Origin of the sequence: Tenacibaculum skagerrakense (assembly GCF_004345825.1) — a bacterium.
Classification (GTDB): Bacteria; Bacteroidota; Bacteroidia; order Flavobacteriales; family Flavobacteriaceae; genus Polaribacter; species Polaribacter skagerrakensis.
On the sequence record NZ_SLXM01000001.1, the window covers coordinates 238,188 to 256,479 of the forward strand.

20 protein-coding genes are annotated in these 18,292 nt (G+C 31.7%); 17 read left to right on the plus strand and 3 right to left on the minus strand.

Going from position 1 to position 18,292, the window contains the following annotated elements:
* Window positions 1-233: 233 nt before the first annotated feature.
* Together EV195_RS01040 and EV195_RS01045 are read left to right on the plus strand one after the other, a co-directional pair.
* A complete protein-coding gene (locus tag EV195_RS01040; RefSeq protein WP_132791679.1) occupies window positions 234-3,611 on the plus strand; it encodes a TonB-dependent receptor in 3,378 nt (1,125 codons plus the stop codon).
* 179 nt (window positions 3,612-3,790) lie between these two features.
* Window positions 3,791-4,267, plus strand: a complete 477-nt coding sequence (locus tag EV195_RS01045; RefSeq protein ID WP_132791682.1) for a hypothetical protein — start codon at window positions 3,791-3,793, stop codon at window positions 4,265-4,267.
* On the opposite strand, the gene brnQ is transcribed toward EV195_RS01045, so the two are convergent.
* On the minus strand, window positions 4,264-5,535 hold the full coding sequence (brnQ, locus tag EV195_RS01050) for a branched-chain amino acid transport system II carrier protein (RefSeq protein ID WP_132791685.1): 1,272 nt from the start codon (window positions 5,533-5,535) through the stop codon (window positions 4,264-4,266). The genes EV195_RS01045 and brnQ overlap by 4 nt on opposite strands.
* 42 nt (window positions 5,536-5,577) lie before the next feature.
* Between brnQ and EV195_RS01055 the strand changes: the two genes are divergently transcribed.
* The gene (locus tag EV195_RS01055) at window positions 5,578-6,360 is read left to right on the plus strand and encodes an alpha/beta fold hydrolase (protein ID WP_132791688.1); all 783 of its coding nucleotides are present in this window, start codon (window positions 5,578-5,580) and stop codon (window positions 6,358-6,360) included.
* Between the two features lie 10 nt (window positions 6,361-6,370).
* On the opposite strand, the gene EV195_RS01060 is transcribed toward EV195_RS01055, so the two are convergent.
* Window positions 6,371-7,165: a hypothetical protein gene (locus EV195_RS01060; protein WP_132791691.1), complete on the minus strand. Its 795-nt coding sequence runs from the start codon at window positions 7,163-7,165 to the stop codon at window positions 6,371-6,373.
* Window positions 7,166-7,279: 114 nt separating this feature from the next.
* On the opposite strand from EV195_RS01060, the gene upp reads away from it, so the two are divergent.
* Window positions 7,280-7,933: a uracil phosphoribosyltransferase gene (gene upp / locus EV195_RS01065; protein WP_132791694.1), complete on the plus strand. Its 654-nt coding sequence runs from the start codon at window positions 7,280-7,282 to the stop codon at window positions 7,931-7,933.
* On the opposite strand, the gene EV195_RS01070 is transcribed toward upp, so the two are convergent.
* Window positions 7,934-8,836, minus strand: coding sequence for a DUF6427 family protein (locus tag EV195_RS01070; RefSeq protein WP_132791697.1), 903 nt, complete (start codon window positions 8,834-8,836; stop codon window positions 7,934-7,936).
* A 42-nt stretch (window positions 8,837-8,878) separates the two neighbouring features.
* Here EV195_RS01070 and EV195_RS01075 point away from each other — a divergent pair, with 42 nt between their 5' ends.
* The 13 genes from EV195_RS01075 to hppD all read left to right on the plus strand — a co-directional run bounded on the left by EV195_RS01075 (window position 8,879) and on the right by hppD (window position 18,264).
* Window positions 8,879-9,097: a DUF6341 family protein gene (locus EV195_RS01075; protein WP_132791700.1), complete on the plus strand. Its 219-nt coding sequence runs from the start codon at window positions 8,879-8,881 to the stop codon at window positions 9,095-9,097.
* 25 nt (window positions 9,098-9,122) lie between these two features.
* A complete protein-coding gene (trmB, locus tag EV195_RS01080; RefSeq protein WP_132791703.1) occupies window positions 9,123-9,794 on the plus strand; it encodes a tRNA (guanosine(46)-N7)-methyltransferase TrmB in 672 nt (223 codons plus the stop codon).
* Window positions 9,795-9,852: 58 nt separating this feature from the next.
* Window positions 9,853-10,464 carry a hypothetical protein gene (locus tag EV195_RS01085; RefSeq protein WP_132791706.1) on the plus strand — a complete coding sequence of 204 codons (612 nt, stop codon included), beginning with the start codon at window positions 9,853-9,855 and terminating at the stop codon, window positions 10,462-10,464.
* 3 nt (window positions 10,465-10,467) lie between these two features.
* Window positions 10,468-10,794, plus strand: coding sequence for an MGMT family protein (locus EV195_RS01090; RefSeq protein ID WP_132791709.1), 327 nt, complete (start codon window positions 10,468-10,470; stop codon window positions 10,792-10,794).
* 95 nt (window positions 10,795-10,889) lie between these two features.
* A complete protein-coding gene (locus tag EV195_RS01095; protein WP_132791712.1) occupies window positions 10,890-12,020 on the plus strand; it encodes an Mrp/NBP35 family ATP-binding protein in 1,131 nt (376 codons plus the stop codon).
* Window positions 12,021-12,030: 10 nt separating this feature from the next.
* Complete coding sequence (locus EV195_RS01100) at window positions 12,031-12,267, plus strand: NifU family protein (RefSeq protein ID WP_132791715.1); 237 nt, start codon at window positions 12,031-12,033, stop codon at window positions 12,265-12,267.
* Window positions 12,268-12,397: 130 nt separating this feature from the next.
* Window positions 12,398-13,453 (plus strand): NAD(P)/FAD-dependent oxidoreductase, encoded by a 1,056-nt coding sequence (locus EV195_RS01105; protein WP_132791718.1) that lies wholly within the window; start codon window positions 12,398-12,400, stop codon window positions 13,451-13,453.
* A 6-nt stretch (window positions 13,454-13,459) separates the two neighbouring features.
* Entirely contained in the window at window positions 13,460-14,374 is a 915-nt protein-coding gene (locus EV195_RS01110) for a sterol desaturase family protein (protein ID WP_132791721.1), read from the plus strand.
* On the plus strand, window positions 14,361-14,690 hold the full coding sequence (locus tag EV195_RS01115) for a 2Fe-2S iron-sulfur cluster-binding protein (RefSeq protein ID WP_132791724.1): 330 nt from the start codon (window positions 14,361-14,363) through the stop codon (window positions 14,688-14,690). Before EV195_RS01110 ends, EV195_RS01115 begins: the two co-directional genes overlap by 14 nt.
* 36 nt (window positions 14,691-14,726) lie before the next feature.
* Complete coding sequence (locus tag EV195_RS01120) at window positions 14,727-15,029, plus strand: hypothetical protein (protein WP_132791727.1); 303 nt, start codon at window positions 14,727-14,729, stop codon at window positions 15,027-15,029.
* A 93-nt stretch (window positions 15,030-15,122) separates the two neighbouring features.
* The gene (locus EV195_RS01125) at window positions 15,123-15,632 is read left to right on the plus strand and encodes a ferritin (RefSeq protein WP_132791730.1); all 510 of its coding nucleotides are present in this window, start codon (window positions 15,123-15,125) and stop codon (window positions 15,630-15,632) included.
* Between the two features lie 293 nt (window positions 15,633-15,925).
* A complete protein-coding gene (locus EV195_RS01130) occupies window positions 15,926-17,086 on the plus strand; it encodes a homogentisate 1,2-dioxygenase (RefSeq protein ID WP_132791733.1) in 1,161 nt (386 codons plus the stop codon).
* A 17-nt stretch (window positions 17,087-17,103) separates the two neighbouring features.
* Window positions 17,104-18,264: a 4-hydroxyphenylpyruvate dioxygenase gene (gene hppD / locus EV195_RS01135; protein WP_132791736.1), complete on the plus strand. Its 1,161-nt coding sequence runs from the start codon at window positions 17,104-17,106 to the stop codon at window positions 18,262-18,264.
* Window positions 18,265-18,292: the final 28 nt, after the last annotated feature.

The following is an 18,292-nucleotide window of genomic DNA, read 5'->3' on the forward strand; positions in this document are numbered from 1 at the left end:
AGAAAAAAGGTTGTGATACTAATTGCGGGTGTGGGTAAGAAATACGTCATTTCGAAGTTCTTTGAACAGAAGTAATCTTTTGGCTTTTTTATTCTCAAATTTATTCTGACTTAAACTTAATATGCATGATATACAGATTGCTTCACTCCATTTCATTTTGTTCGCAATGACATTAAGTTTTGAAGGTTATAAAAAGAATAAACTATTTTTGATTCTGTTACGTTTATGAAAGTATGACCAAAAAAGTATTCTTTTTCTTTTTTTTTATTTCCCTATTGGGTTTCGGACAAAAGAAACTTAAAGAATTTAGGTCAAAGAAAATAACGGTTAAAAGCGATACCATTCAAATTGATTCGGTAAGTATTAATCCTACTTTTTTTAAGTTACTTTCAAAAGATGGAAAGGAAATTTCTAAAGAAAAGTATCAAGTTGATTTTGTAAAATCTAAACTACTTATAAAGTTAGATAGCTTTCCTGAGATTACTATTGAATATCTTCGATATCCCGAATTTTTAACTAAGGAATATTCTCCGTTAGATAAAAGCTTAATTGTTCCGAATTCAACAAATACTTCCGAGCAATTATACAGTTTAACAACGAATAAAAAGAAAACTAGAAATGAATTTTTTGATGGTTTAAAAACTTCAGGATTTATTTCAAGAGGAATTACCTCAGGTAATAATCAGAATGCGGTTACGAATGCAACTTTAGATTTAACCATCGAAGGGAAATTGTCGAAAGATGTTTCTATTAGAGCAAATATTTTCGATACAAATTTTCCATTACAACAAGGAGGGTATTCTCAAAACATCACAGATTTTAATCGTGTTTTTGTTGAGTTATATAACACGAATTGGAAAGTAAAAGGAGGAGATGTTTCTCTTGTGAACAAGGATAGTTATTTTTTGAATTTCGACAAACAAGTGTCGGGATTACAAGTTGAAGCAAATATTAGTAAGAACTTTAAAGCTTCTGGATCTGGAGCTATAGTTCGCGGTCGTTTTACAGCTTTTAATTTTGTTGGAACAGAAGGAAATCAAGGTCCGTATAAAATTTTTGGTCCGAATAACGAATCGGCTATTGTAATTGTAGAAGGTAGTGATGCTGTTTTCGTAAACGGAATTCGCTTAGAACGTGGAGAAAACAAAGATTATGTTATCGATTATAATTTGGCGGAGATTCGTTTTAACACGAAATATCCCATTACAAATGATATGCGTGTTCGAATAGAATTTCAATTTTCTGACCGAAATTACACACGTTTTATCACTTATGAAAAAGCACATTATAAAGGAGAAAAATTTTCTATTTCTGGCTATTTCTACAATGAAAACGATGCTAAAAGTCAACCAATTCAACAAAACTTAACAACTGATCAGAAACAGATTCTGGCAAATGCAGGAAACGATGTTACACAAATGGTATCGCCGAGTGCTTTTATAGATGAGTATTCGCCAAATAGAATACAATATCGAAAAGTTGATACTGGAGGTGTAGAAGTTTTTGAGTTTTCGAATGATGAGAATGAAGAGTTATACACGGTAACTTTTTCTAATTTAGGTGCAAACAACGGAAGTTATGTTATTGACAGCACTATAGCAATTGGAACTATTTATAGATATGTTGGACAGAATTTAGGAAGTTTTGAACCTTCAATTCGTTTAATCGCACCAACTAGTTTACAGGTTGCAGTTGTAAATTCAAATTATAATCCATCTGAAAAAACCAACATTAGTGCAGAGTTAGCCTACAGTAATAATGACCAGAATTTGTTTTCTTCAATTGACGATGAAAAGAATCAACAAATTGCTTCAAAATTAAACTGGCAACAAACTATTTTAGATGGAAATTGGAAGTTGAAAAGTAATTTGGATTATGAGTTTGTTCAGCAGAATTTTAAAACAGTACAGCGTTTTAGAACTGTTGAGTTTAATCGTGATTGGAACTTAAGAACGGCAGTTGGAAATCAGAATCAATTAGTGACTACGTTTAGATTAGAGAAAGAGAAAAATAATTTTGTTTCTTATGGTTTTAATCACTTGAATTTTTCTGAAAGTTTTAATGGTAATAAACATGAAATTCAATCAAGATTAAGTAACAAAAACGCTGTTTTTAATTTAAAAGGAAGTGTATTACAGAATATTTCTAGTACAGAAAAAGATGAATTCTTTAGGCTGTACTCTAATTATGAAAAGCGATTTAAAAAAACGTGGATTGGTGGTTTGGTAAATTTTGAAACGAACGAAATACGAGATAGAAATACGAATACATTCAATACTTTAAGTCACCAATTTCAAGAATATGAAGGATACTTTGGAATAGGAGATTCAACAAAAGTATTTGCAAAAGTAGGATTGAATTATAGAACAAATGATAGTATTAAAAGCAATTCATTTACAAGAATAAATAATAGAAACACTGTATATCTTGATAGTAGAATTATTCAGAACAAAACAACAAATTTGTCGTTGTATGCAAACTACAGATTTACCGACCAAAAGTTTACGGAAAATGAACAATCGTTAAATTCGAGAATAATCTATAACCAACGTTTTTTTAAAAACGGACTGACCCTAGGAACGGTTTACGAAACGTCTTCAGGAAACATTGCCAGACAAGATTTTATCTATGTAAAAACTGAACCAGGACAAGGTTTTTATACCTGGATAGATTACAATAATGATGGAGTTCAACAATTTGAAGAATTTGAAATTGCACAGTTTCAAGATCAAGCAGAATATCTTAGAGTTCCGTTGCCGAACTTAACTTTTTTACCAACGCAAAGAGCATCTTGGAAGCAATCTATTACATTAAATCCAAGCCTATGGAAAACCAAGAAAGGAGTTCGAAAATGGTTATCTTATTTTTATAATCAAACCTATTTTCTAATTAATAATGAGCAAAGACGAGTTGGCGACAGTTTTAATTTAAATCCGTTTGACTTGGATGAAAATCAATTAGTTGGTTTACAATTTAATTTTAGAAATAGTTTTTACTTCAACAGAAATTTGCAAAATTATAGCTGGATCTATACGTTCGGAAAATCGAGAAATAAACAACAATTTACCATTGGGAATCAAGAGAATAATTCCTTTACACATCAATTAGATTTTAAACATAGATTAGGAAAGTTTTGGTTGTTTGAAGCCACATCATCCTTCTCTGAGAATAAATTATCAACAGAAAACTTCGCAAATAGAAATTATAACTTAAGAAACAAAGAATTTAATCCGAAGCTTACTTATTTATATAGTAAAGATCATAGGTTATCTGCATTTTATCATTTTCAAAATAAAGAAAATACAGTAGCAGGACTAGAAAATTTGAATCAGAAAAAAGTAGGAGTTGAGTATTACTACATCAATGAAAAACAGAATCAGATTTCAGCGAATTTCAATATGTTTTTAAATGATTTTGAAGGTAATGCTAATTCACCAGTTGGTTATCAAATGCTAGAAGGATTACAAGTTGGAAGAAATTTTACGTGGAATGCTTTGGTAACGCAAAAGTTAAATTCGTTTTTAAATTTGAATTTAAACTACTTTGGCAGGAAAAGTGAAGCGTCTAAAACAATACATACAGGAATGGTTCAATTGAAAGCCATTTTTTAATAAAAGTTTGTCAGGTAGAGCGTAGTCGAGACCAACGTATATTATTATGTTTATTGTTTCCATCTCGACTGCGTTCGAAGCGACACTTTTACATAATTTAATTCAGATTTATTTTATTAGATAAATGATGTATTTTTGTTCAACAAATAAGATTATAATAACCTATATATAGTTCACATATGAAAAAGACGTTAGCAATTGTAGCCGTTTTAATGAGTTTCTTTACTCAAGCACAACAAGAAATAAGCGTAGATTTAGGAGATGCTTTAGTAATGAAAACACTAGAAGTGAGTTATGAGCACTACTTAGCAGAACAATCTTCTATCGGTATTTCAGCCTTATTCAATTTTGAAGGAAGAACCTCAGATTTTCGATACAACGAGGATACCATGATTACTCCTTTTTTTAGACATTATTTTACATCAGCTCAAAACTGGAATTATTTTGGTGAAATCTTTTTAGGTGTCAATAGTGGAGAAGAGGATAACGGAACTAAGTATACCGATGGTGCATTAGGTGTTTCTGTAGGAACAAAATATGTTTCTAATGGAGGGTTAATGGTAAGTGTTCTTGGTGGACTAGGTAGAAATATGTTTACAGATAATTCTCCAGTAATTGTTCCAAGAGTTGGTCTAAATATCGGTTATCGTTTCTAAGCGGTTCTTTTAGTTGTTATACTGGTTATTATAAAAGTTAGTATAGCCGGTAAAACCCATCCTAAGTTATCTTTAGAAAAAGGAATAATGTTTTGAATTCCTACTAACGATTCTTTATCAACTAAGAATTGTAAAAAATCAGGTATGCTAAATATAAACGTTACTGCTACTACTGCTTTAAATAGTGTTGGTGTTGTTATATTTTCTGGCAACACATTCAAAATTATTAAGACAATTGTAATAGGATAAATAAACATTAAGGCAGGTAAAGCTATATTGATGATATAATGTACATCAAATTGTCCCATTACAACACCCAAAACACATCCAATTACTGCGGTTATTGTATATACTTTCTTAGAATTATCAAACAAGCCTTTAAAATAATCTGAAGTTCCGGTGATAATACCTACTGCAGTTGTAAAACAAGCTAAAGCAACTAAAACACTTAAAAATGTAGTTCCAATATTCCCTAAAGTTTGTGAACTTAATGAGGTTAATACTTCTGACCTAGAAGCTTCATCGGGAAATGTACTGCTGAAAATAGCTCCGTTAAAAATTAATCCAGCGTAAATAATTAATAGTCCAAGTCCAGCTATTATTCCAGATTTACTAATTAATTCTTTTTTCTCTTTAAAAGTTGAGGTTTTATTAAAGTTCATAGAAATAACTAAAACTCCACCAATTACAACAGCTCCAATAGCGTCAAAAGTTTGATACCCTTCTAACAAACCACTTACAAAAGGTGTTTCAAAAATGGTTGATGTAGAAATAGTGTTTGGTGAGAAGATTCCAATGAAAATAATAGAAAGTAAGATAAGAATAATAAGCGGTGTTAAAAATCGACCTAATAAATTCAGGATTTTACTTCTATTCATTACAAACACAAAAACCAAGGCAAAGTAAATTGAACTCGTTACTAAAGAGTGTACTTCAAAGTATGGTTTGATTGCCATTTCATGAGTTACCGAAGCTGTTCGAGGTGCAGGTAGCGCAATAGAAATAGCGTACACAATTATACAATAAACTAAGCTAAATGTTGGTGAAACCTTTTTACCAAAATCATACATAGTTCCTTGTAAACGAGCATGCGCTAGTATTCCTAAAATTGGAATAAAAACTGCCGTAATAAAAAAACCAATAGTAACCCAATGCCAAGCATCTGCGGCATTTTTTCCTAAAAAAGGAGGAAGAATTAAGTTTCCTGCTCCAAAAAACATAGAGAATAAGGCAAAACTCGTAATTAGAATTTCTTTGGTTTTATTCATAATGGTTGAATTATAGTGAAGAAAGATACATATTTTTGCCGCATGGAAAATTCGGTAGTATATAAAAATACCAAAGTGGCTTATTATTGCTATGGTAAAGGTACTAAAACAATTGTTTTATTACATGGTTTTTTAGAGAATTCATCTATGTGGAAAGCAGTTATCAATGAATTTTCGAATCAGTATAAAATGATAGCGATTGATTTATTAGGTCATGGAAATTCCGAATGTTTGGGTTATGTACACACAATGGAAGAAATGGCGGAAACAGTTGAGAAAGTTTTGAAGAAAGAAAAGATTTCAGAAGCTGTTTTTGTAGGTCATTCAATGGGTGGATATGTTACTTTGGCTTTTGCAGAAAAATACCCAAAGCAAGTTGGTAAATTATGTTTGCTAAATTCCACATCACAATCAGATTCTGAAGAGAGGAAAGAGATTAGAAATAGAGCTATTCAAATGGCAAAAACTAATTACGAAGCTTTAGTTTCCATGTCTATCAACAATTTGTTTTCATCGGAAACAGCTAGTGAATTTACTCATGAAATCGCTGAATGTAAAAAGGAAGCATTACAAACTCCAATTCAAGGTTACATTGCGTGTGCAGAAGGAATGAAACAACGTACAAATAGAGAACACGTTTTAAAATTGGAAAGTATTGAATCTTTAATCATAACAGGAAAAAAAGATCCAGTTTTAGAACATCAATATATTTTAGAAGAAGCAACTAGAACTCAGACTCCAATTGTTAAATTATCTAACGGACACATGAGTCACATTGAAAACAAACAAGAGCTAATAGAAGCTCTTGCTGTATTTTTTAATTAAGGAATGAATTTTAAAAAGTAAGCTCAACACCCAAAACTAGTCCAGACACCGTTTCACTTCCTAGTTTATAATTATGATATCCCGTATACAAAGCAGTTCGCTTTATATGATATTTTACTTGTGATTTAAAAACATCAACAGTATTATCATTAATAAAACTTTGGCGCCATCCTATATGCAAACTAATTGGTTTTACAGGATAAATATCTAAGCCTAAATTGTAATTAAACCCCCAAGTATCAACTTCATTTCCTACATAAGTTCCACCTATTCCCCACCATGCAGAAAAGTAGTTTTCTCTTAAACGATAATAATTAGCGCTAAATGAAGTAATGTTTAATGATTCAGAATTTAACAACGTGTTTTCTGAAAAATTTAGATAAGAAACCTCAAGCCCAGCTATTGGAATTGGTTTGAAAACTGCATCAAGTTCTATTCCTTTAATCCTATTTACCAGGTAGTTTGCTCCAACTTTAAAACTAGTTCTTTTTGTATCATCAGAAAAGTCACTTGTAAACTCTCCATGATTGTTGTAGTAAGGGTAAGGGTTCATTTCTCTGTAATCTCCCCCTCCAAAAGCAATTCCTAGTGTAGAATAATAAGCGACTTCCAAGAAAGCATTTTCAAAAAAATTAGAAAAGAAATTGTAATCATCATCATCATTACTTGATGAAGAACCGTTTCTTGTTTCTACGTTCGCTGAATTTCCGGACGATTTGCTTAAGCTTTCTTTGGCTTTTCCGAGTGTGCTTTGGCCAAATGATAGATAAGGAATAAAAAACAGTAGTAGTAATTTGTGTTTCATAGTAGTTATTTAGATTTCCCAGCCAAGTCGCAATTTTTGTGCCACGAATGAAATACTATAAGTTTATGTTAAGGAGAATTATTCTTTTTGTATATTGAGGTCTTACTTAGAAAAATGAAAATACATCACTTAGCTCGACAACGTTCTATTTTAAATAAATTTCTTAAAGAAATTAGAGATAAAAACATACAGAAAGATAGTATGCGTTTTCGAAGAAATATAGAACGAATAGGCGAAATACTAGGTTATGAGCTTAGTAAAAACTTACAGTACGAATCCAAACAAGTACTTACCCCTTTGGGAGTTAAACCTGTTGAAATGTTAGCTGAAAACATTGTTTTATGTTCCATTTTAAGGGCAGGACTTCCATTGCATAATGGTTTGTTAAATTATTTTGATGACGCTGAAAACGCATTCATTTCTGCCTATAGACATCATCCAGATAATGAAGTCGATTTTGAAATTGTCGTTGAATATTTTGCGGCTCCTCCAATTGATAATAAAACGTTGTTATTAATTGATCCGATGTTAGCAACAGGAAAATCGTTGGTGGCAGTTTATGAAGGAATAAAAAAATACGGAACGCCTAAAGAAATTCATATTGTTTCTGTAATTGGTTCTCTAGATGGAATTGATTATATCAAGAATCATTTTCCTGTAAACACTTCATTATGGATTGCTGATATAGATAACAATCTTAATCAAAAAGGATATATACTTCCAGGCTTAGGAGATGCTGGTGATTTAGCATTTGGAGAAAAAATGTAACTAAACTAAATACTGTACAAACGATCCTAAAAACAGTAGTAATAAAATAAGGTCTGAAAACCATTTCTTTTGCAGTAACTCAAAGCCATTGGCTATTATCATTGCACAAGGAAATAGTAAATAAGCTATTTCTGCACCTGACCTGTTTTTTATAATAAGTAATAAAATGAAAACAGAAAGCAAATGAATACACACTAAAATCCAGTTTTTTCTAAATACATTTTTAATAGATAATGCTTTAGGAGTTTTTAATAAAAAGCCAGAAAAGGTTAGTGTAACTATAACCCCTAAAGAGAATTTAAGAGTGAAACTGGTATAAATAGAAAAATCGTAATACGTTGAAAAATCTAAAAGCGCATAAAATTTTTGCTGTTGATCATACCATAAATGATAAGTAAAGTATAATATTATTGGTGAGACAAAACCTAATAGAGGAGTTATTAACCTTCTGTAATCTATATGCTGATGTATTAAAATTGCAATAAATGTCATTGGAAACACAACAATGGTAAAAGGTTCAATTAAAAAGGAAATCCCCATCCAAAGCCCACTGTCGAATAGTTTTTTTATGGTGTTTTTAGACGATTGTAAACTGTAAACTCGCCTAACGTATACTAACAAGATTAAATTTGAGTAAAAAACATTGTTAATAGAAACCGTAATCGGTAGATAGCCAATTAAAATCACAAAAATTAAAAAGAAATAAGAATTGTCAAAGGTTAAATTATTTCTAGATTTTATAAAGTTTACCAATCCAAACAGAACCAAAAATTTAAAAAACAAACCGATACTTAATTCAGGTATGTATTCAAAGAAATAACCTAGAAAAGCATACACAAAAAACAGTGCGATAATTATCACAGAAGTAAACGGTTTTGTATTGCTGAAAAAGTTGGTTAACATTTTTTCTTTTTATATTTTTGCAAACGTAAAGATAATCAAGTTATGTTAGGATTAAATATTTTTAAGTTTATAGGTGAAATATTTCAGGTGTTATTCATTCCTTTTGAATGGATTCGTTTAACGTTAGCTAAAGGTGCAGCTGGATGGTGGACTTCTAATGCTATCAACTGGATTTTCTTAGCTATTCTTTTAGGTTTATTATACTACTGGATTTCTCAAGCTCTTAAGTTCAAAAGAGAAGGTACAGAAGATATAGCTTAAAAGCGTTTAACATATATACTACGCTTTGGGAAGCAAAAACAAACTTAAACGTTTCAGAGAAAACGAAACATTTTCTAATGTAATTCAACCTACACGAGAAGAGGTTACAGGTAACTTCGATTTAAAAGGTAATTGGAATTCTTTTTTTAAAAATGATAATCCAATAGTACTTGAGTTGGGTTGTGGAAAGGGAGAATATACCATTGCATTAGCAAAAAAGAATCCAAATAAAAATTTCATAGGAATCGATATTAAAGGCGCTCGTTTTTGGAGAGGAGCTAAAACAGCTACCGAAGATGAAATGAATAATGTTGCTTTTATTCGTACGCAAATTGAACTTGTAGATAAGATTTTTGCTGAAAATGAAGTAGATGAAATTTGGATTACTTTCCCAGATCCTCAAATAAAATATAAAAGAACAAAGCACAGACTTACTAACAGCGAATTCTTAAAGAGATACCATCATATTTTAAAACCAGATGCATGCATAAATTTAAAAACAGATAGCGAATTTATGCATGGTTATACATTGGGTCTGTTGCATGGAGAAGGACATGAAGTTCTTCATGCAAGTCATGATGTTTATAAACTAAACTCTTCACCAGAAGAAGTTACAGAAACGCAAACATTCTACGAACAACAATACCTAGAACAAGGCAAACCTATTACGTATATTAAGTTTAAGCTTAATTATTAAAAAAAACTAGAAAGGATTTTACTTTTTAAACGTCCAAAAATGGGATTAAATTTTTGTGATGCTTTTAAGTCTTTTTCTTGGTTTTACAGTAGCTTATATAGGATTCATTATGCCGAGTATGTTAAATTTAACTGTAGGTAAAATTTTTATTGATGAAAATAAAAATTCTGCTCGTCGTTTTATTTTTGGAGCTGCTATTGTTGTGTTCTTTCAGTTTCTATTGAGTTTGTACATAATTTCTTTGATTGATAAACTGCCAAATCTTCTTTTTTGGATAAAAAACATAGCGGTTGTTGTATTTGCCTTTTTATCAATTTTCTATTTAAAAAAAGAACTGTTTTCTAAACAAAAAGTAACACAAATTTGTAATCGTAAAACCTGCTTTGCTTATGGAGTAAAACTGTCGTTTATTAATATGTTTGCAATTCCCTTTTTTGCCGTAATGTATTCTTTTTTAACAATGAAAGGAATTGTATCTAATAACTCTAATGAAGTATTAGCATTCGGAGTAGGAACTTCTTTTGGGGTTTTTGCTGTGTTGTCTAGTTATATTGTTTTTATAAAAAAAATGCAAAATCAGGTAAATAAACTTATGGTATTCTTCAATCCAATTATGAGTTTTATAACTGCTTTTTTAGCAATAGTAACCACAATTAAGTTGTACTTTTAAAGCATGAGTAATAATCAAAACTTTTTTGAAAGAGTATATGAAGTAGCTCGCTTAATTCCTTATGGAAGAGTAACTAGTTATGGCGCAATTGCTAAGTATTTAGGAGCAGCAAGATCAGCAAGAATGGTGGGTTGGGCAATGAATAATTCTTCTGAAAAAGAAGTGCCAGCACACCGAGTAGTTAATAGAAAAGGAATTTTAACAGGCAAGCATCATTTCGAAGGCACTAATTTGATGCAACAATTATTAGAAAGTGAAAGGGTTGAAGTAATTGAAAATCAAATTCAAAATTTTGAAAATCTATTTTGGGATCCAAGTAAAGAACTATAACATAGCCTTATAGATTCATAAGAATTCCAAATGTTCTCACTTTAGTATCTAAATTGTAAGCACTATCTTTGCAGTTAAGAATTAACACAAACAAAATGAGCTTTAAAAAGCAAGATATATATAACGCATTAGAAACTATTACGGCACCAGGAGAAGGTAAAAGTTTAGTTGAAAATGAAAACGTAAAAAACGTCGTTACTTTTGGTAATGAAGTAGTGGTAGATGTAGTGATTAGCAATCCTTCACTTCAAGCAAAAAAGAAGGTTGAGGTTGAGATTATGAAAGCTATTCACCAACATGTTGATCAAAAGATTGATGTAAAAGTTAATGTAAAAACAGAAGTCAAGCCTAAAGAGGAAGTTAACCAAATCCGAGGAAAAGAGATTCCTAATATTAAGAATATCATCGCTATTGCTTCTGGTAAAGGAGGAGTTGGTAAATCTACAGTAACGGCAAATGTTGCAATTACATTGGCGAAAATGGGATTCAATGTAGGTATTTTAGATGCAGATGTGTACGGGCCATCTCAACACATTATGTTCGATGTTGAAAAAGAAAGACCACTTTCGGTAAAAGTAGAAGGTCGTTCTAAAATGAAGCCAATCGAAAATTACGGTGTAAAATTATTATCACTAGGTTTCTTTACAAATCCTAATCAAGCTGTTATATGGAGAGGACCTATGGCATCAAAGGCTTTAAATCAGTTAATTTTTGATGCTGATTGGGGAGAATTAGATTTCTTATTAATCGATTTACCTCCAGGTACAGGAGATGTTCACTTATCTATTGTACAGGCATTACCAATTACTGGAGCAGTTGTTGTAAGTACGCCTCAAAATATCGCACTAGCAGATGCTAAAAAAGGAGTGGCAATGTTCCAGCAAGAAGCAATTAATGTTCCTGTTTTAGGAATTGTTGAGAATATGGCTTACTTCACTCCAGAAGAATTACCGGACAATAAATATTATATCTTTGGTAAAAGTGGAGCTAAAAACTTAGCAGAGGATTTAGAAACTGCATTTTTAGGTGAAATTCCAATAGTGCAAAGTATTCGTGAAGGAGGAGATGTTGGTCACCCAGTTGCGCTACAAAGCGGAACAAAATTAGAAGAATCATTCAAAGAAATTACACAAGAAGTAGTTTCTCAATTGTTAAAAAGAAATGCTAACTTACCACCTACTGAAGTTGTAAGAATAACTACAATGAGTGGTTGTAGCACAAAATAAATAAAGTTGTATGTCAGCACAAGAAACGCAAAGTAAGGTTGAAAAAGCGTTAGATGAAATTCGTCCGTTTTTAATTAGTGACGGAGGAAACATCAAGCTTTTATCAATAGAAGAAAACATTGTTAAAGTACAATTAGAAGGAGCTTGTAGTGGTTGTACCGTAAACCAAATGACACTTAAAAATGGTGTTGAAGCTACTATTAAAAAGTATGCTCCTGAGATAGAAGAAGTAATCAATGTTGCTTAACTGATTTATATCAGCATTTAAATAAAAGTTCTAAACTACTTTTGGAGTAGTATGAACTAAGTACATATAATATTAACAATTCATATTCCGCACTCGTTGCGGAATATCCGTATAAAAGCTTTTTTATCAAATGATAAAAACAGACATATTAATTATTGGAGCAGGCCCTACAGGTTTGTTTACAGTATTTGAAGCAGGGCTATTAAAACTAAGATGTCATTTAATTGATGCGTTACCACAACCAGGAGGTCAATGTTCTGAGATTTACCCTAAAAAACCTATTTATGATATTCCTGCATATCCAGAGATTCTTGCGGGTGACTTAACAGATAAGTTAATGGAACAAATTAAACAATTTGAACCAGGATTTACCTTAGGAGAACGTGCTGATACTATCGATAAACAAGAGGATGGAACTTTTATCGTAACTACAAATAAAGGAACAAAACATCAGGCACCAGTGGTTGCTATTGCTGGTGGTTTAGGAAGTTTTGAACCTAGAAAACCACCTATTTCAAATATCAATAATTACGAAGGTAAAGGGGTAGAATATATGATTAAAGAACCAGAAATGTACCGCGGAAAAGATGTGGTAATTGCTGGTGGTGGAGATTCTGCCCTAGATTGGTCTATATTTTTAGCAGATGTTGCAAACTCTGTTACCTTAATTCATAGAAGAAATGAATTTAGAGGTCATTTAGATTCTGTAGATCAAGTTCAAAAATTAAAGAACGAAGGAATAATCAATTTAATTACTCCTGCTGAGGTTAAAGAAATTGTAGGTAATGATAAGGTTGAAGGCGTGGTTGTTCATAAGGACAATGAAGAGCCTTTTACAATTCCTACAGATCATTTTATTCCTTTATTCGGATTATCGCCAAAATTAGGTCCAATTGCTGATTGGGGATTAGAGATTGAAAAGAACGCCATTAAAGTGAATAATGCGTTAGATTACCAAACTAATATACCGGGTATTTATGCAATTGGTGATGTGAATACTTATCCAGGAAAGTTAAAATTAATTTTATGTGGTTTCCACGAAGCTACGTTAATGTGTCAGAGTGCATTTAAACGTATTTTTCCTGATAAGAAATATGTGATGAAATACACAACTGTTGGTGGTGTAGAAGGTTTTGATGGTACTAAAAAAGAAGCACCAAAGGCAGTGATTAAAAAAATTGAATAATTCTAAATGACATTCTTAGAATACATACAACAATTATCACAAGATAAACTGATTTATTTTGCATTGCCTGTCTTTTTTATTTCAATGTTTGTTGAATTCAAAATAGCAAAGGAAAAATATCATTCTAAAGATACAAGTGTATCCTTGTTAATGATGATTTTTTCGGCAATAGTTGAGTTTATTCCTAAGGTATTGGCGTTTATTGTATTCTTCTATTTATATCAAATTTCACCTTTAAATGGTGTAGTAAACAGACAATGGTGGGCATGGTTATTACTATTTTTTGCTGATGATTTTTCATACTATTGGTTTCATCGTTTAAATCACGAGGTACGATTATTTTGGGCAGGTCATGTTCCACATCATTCTTCAATTCATATGAATTTAGGAACAGCTCTGCGTCAAGGTGTAGGCGAACGAATACATAAGTTCTTCTTTTGGCTATGGATTCCGTTGTTAGGTTTTGATCCGTTAATGATGTTTACCTTGATGGGCGTAAGTTTAATTTATCAGTTTTTTGTGCATACCGAATTGGTTGATAAATTGCCCAAACCGATTGAATTCATTTTTAATACTCCATCACACCATCGAGTGCATCACGCTTCAAATATTAGATATTTAGATTGCAATCATGCTGGTGTATTAATTATTTGGGATCGTATATTTGGAACATTCTCTGAAGAGATGAAAGAAATTGATCATCCTGTTTACGGATTAACAGTAAATATTGAAACGTATAATCCAATCACTGTTGCAACCCATGAATATACTGCTATTTGGAAAGATGTCAAAAGAGTCAAAAAGTGGAGCGATAAATTAAATTACATTTTTAATTCACCAGGTTGGAGTCATGATGGTGAAGACAAAAGAGCGAAAGTGCTTCGAAAGAAATTAAAAGAACAGGAAAATGACAGACATTAATATAAAAATCACAGATAGAGAAGGTGTTACTCATGAAGTACAAGCACCAACAGATATGAATATGAATTTAATGGAAGTAATTCGTTCTTACGAGTTGGCTCCTGAAGGAACAATCGGAATTTGTGGTGGTATGGCAATGTGTGCTTCTTGTCAGTGTTACGTAAAATCAAGTCATGAACTTCCTGAAATGTCTGATGATGAAGACGCTATGCTTGCTGAAGCCTTTAGTGTAGAAAATAACAGCCGTTTAGGTTGTCAAATTCATATGACTCCTGAATTGGATGGCCTAGAAGTAGAAATCGCTCCTGAAAGTTAATTTTTATTTATTCTAAATAAATAGTATGTTTGCAACATGAATGTAAATGCACTTGTTGAACCAGCTATTCAATTACAAGAGATTACTTTTTGTAAATATCAATTAACAACCGTTAATAAGAATATTGTGTTAACGTTTCCTCAGTTACTACAATTAAGGACTAACATTAACAAACTTGGAACTCACGACTCAGTTTGTGATATCATTGATAATGATAATTTCGTGTTGTTATTTGTAGCTGATAAACAACATTTGATATATTTAGATATTCCACAGCTTTTAAGTTTAAAAAACACTATAGACTCTTTCTTTTCTCCCTTTAAATCAGTTTTATTCTAAATAATAAGCTTATTTAGACTTTATTCAAATTTGGTTTTACGCTGTTAATACCGCTTGTTTTGTTGTAAATTAGCATAACAAACAATTTTTATCATGAAAACAACAGCAATAAGAAAACAAATGACAATTCATCCTGAAGTTATGGATGTGTTAAATGAGCAAATCGCCATGGAAATGCATGCATCTGCATCTTATTTAGCAATGGCTTCATGGTGTGATCAAAGAGAATTATTGAATAGCAAATCATTCTTTTATAAGCAAGCCGAAGAAGAAAGAGAGCATGCAATGAAAATCTTCGAATTTATTAATGATGCAGGTGGTGCAGCAGTATCTCCTGAAGTACACAATGTTAATAACGATTTTGAAAGTTTAAGAGATATCTACGAAAGATCTTTAGAACAAGAAATAAATGTAACGCAATCTATTTATAAATGTTTTAAAAAAGCACGTAGTGTAGATGATTATGCTTCTGAATTATTTTTACAATGGTTTGTTAACGAACAAGTAGAAGAAGAAGACACCATGAGAAGTATTCTTGACGTTTTTGATTTAATGGAAGGAATGCCGCTTAAAATGATTGACGAAAGATTACCTAAAGAGTAATTACAGTATAAAATCTTTTATAACCCGAAGTTCATAACTTCGGGTTTTTTTGTTTTCAAGAAAAAGTTACTGCAGACTGACTTTTATCAGTCCTTTTTCCACATTCTTTTTATTATATTTGTAGAACAAACAACTAAAGCGCTAAAAATGTATTGGTTAGGCTTATTATCGCACTTAAAATTTATGATTAAGCGAAATCCAGAATAAGTAATATTCATTGGAACTATATACCAATTAAATAATGTAACTATCTAAATGTTACATTTTCATATTAACTTATTAAATCTGTAAAAATGCCTTTTTATCACAAATTAGGAAAAATACCACATAAGCGTCATATTCAATTTCGTAAAGAAGACGGAAGCTTATACTACGAGCAATTGTTCGGTACTATTGGTTTCGACGGAATGTCGTCGAACCTGTATCATGAACAAAGACCAACGCAAGTAAAAGAAATTAGAAAACAATATTCTATTGCGCCAAAAATCGCAAAGAAAAATAATATTCAATCGTATCGTTTCAGAGGATTTCAAGTTCCTCAAGAGCAAGATTATTTAGATAGTAGAAAAATTGTACTAACCAATTCAGATTGTAATATCATATTGGCAGCTCCAAAAGCTTCTACTAAAGATTACTTCTACAAAAACACAGATGCTGATGAAGTAATTTTTGTACACAGAGGTACAGGTAAACTAAGAACACATATGGGGAACTTAGATTTCAAATATGGAGATTACTTAGTGATTCCTAGAGGGATGATTTATAAAATAGATTTCAATACTGAGGATAATCGCTTATTTATTGTTGAATCGTATAGACCAGTTTATACACCTAAAAGATACCGTAACTGGTTCGGACAATTATTAGAACATGCTCCGTTTTGTGAAAGAGATATTCGTCAACCTTATGAATTAGAAACGTATGACGAAAAAGGAGACTTTTTAATGAAAATTAAAAAACAAGATGAAATTATAGAAATGGTGTACGCAACACATCCTTTTGATGTGGTAGGTTATGATGGGTTTAATTATCCATATGCATTTTCAATTCACGATTTCGAACCGATAACAGGAAGAATTCATCAACCACCACCAGTACACCAAACTTTTGAAACAGATGCGTTTGTAATCTGTAGTTTTGTGCCAAGATTATACGATTATCATCCACAAGCAATTCCTGCTCCTTATAACCATAGTAATATAGATTCTGATGAAGTTTTATATTACGTTGATGGAGATTTTATGAGTAGAAATGATATAGATGCAGGTCATATTTCGTTACATCCTGCCGGAATTCCTCATGGTCCACATCCTGGAGCAACAGAGAGAAGTATTGGAGAAACAGTAACAGAAGAACTAGCTGTGATGGTAGATACATTTAAACCATTAATGGTTACAGAAGAAGCTATGAAAATAGCAGATGAGGAGTATTATCAATCTTGGTTAGAAGAATAATTTAAATTAGAAAAGACATGTCAAAAGAAATAAAATCAGTAAACTACGGTTTAGAAAAAATATTTGAAGGAGCGCAAGATTTCCTTCCACTTTTAGGAACAGATTACGTTGAATTTTACGTAGGAAATGCAAAACAAGCTGCACACTTCTATAAAACAGCTTTTGGATTTCAATCATTAGCATATAGAGGATTAGAAACAGGTTCAAAAGATGAAGTAAGCTACGTATTAGTTCAAGATAAAATCCGTTTAGTTTTAACAACTCCGTTAAACAGTAAATCTCCAATTAATGATCATATCGTTAAGCATGGAGATGGTGTAAAAGTTGTTGCGCTTTGGGTTGAAGATGCTCGTTCTGCTTGGGAAGAAACTACAAAAAGAGGCGCAAAATCGTACATGGAACCAACTGTAATGACAGATGAAGATGGAGAAGTTGTTCGTTCTGGAATTTACACGTATGGAGAAACAGTTCACATGTTTGTAGAGCGTAAAAACTATAAAGGAACATTTATGCCAGGTTTCATGGAATGGAAGTCAGATTATAACCCTCCTTCAGCTGGATTAAAATACATTGATCACATGGTAGGAAATGTAGGTTGGGGACAAATGAACAAATGGGTAAAATGGTATGAAGATGTAATGGGATTCGAAAACTTTTTATCATTTGATGATAAGCAAATCCATACAGAATATTCTGCATTGATGAGTAAAGTAATGAGTAATGGAAATGGTCGTGTAAAGTTCCCAATTAATGAACCAGCAAAAGCAGCAAAAAGATCTCAAATTGAAGAATATTTAGATTTTTATGAAGGTGAAGGAGTTCAGCATATTGCAGTTGCTACCGACGACATTATCAAAACGGTATCTCAATTGAGAGCAAATGGTGTTGAGTTTTTACCACCACCACCACAATCATATTACGACATGATTCCTGAACGTTTAGGCGAGCACATGGAAATCATGAAAGAAGATATTTCTAAACTACAAGAATTATCTATTTTGGTTGATGCAGACGAAGAAGGTTATTTATTGCAAATTTTCACCAAACCAGTAGAAGACAGACCAACATTATTCTTTGAAATTATCCAAAGAATGGGAGCAAGAGGTTTTGGAGCAGGAAATTTCAAAGCTTTATTCGAATCAATCGAAAGAGAACAACAACGAAGAGGGACTTTATAAATATATATTATTGAAGTATCTTTAGAAC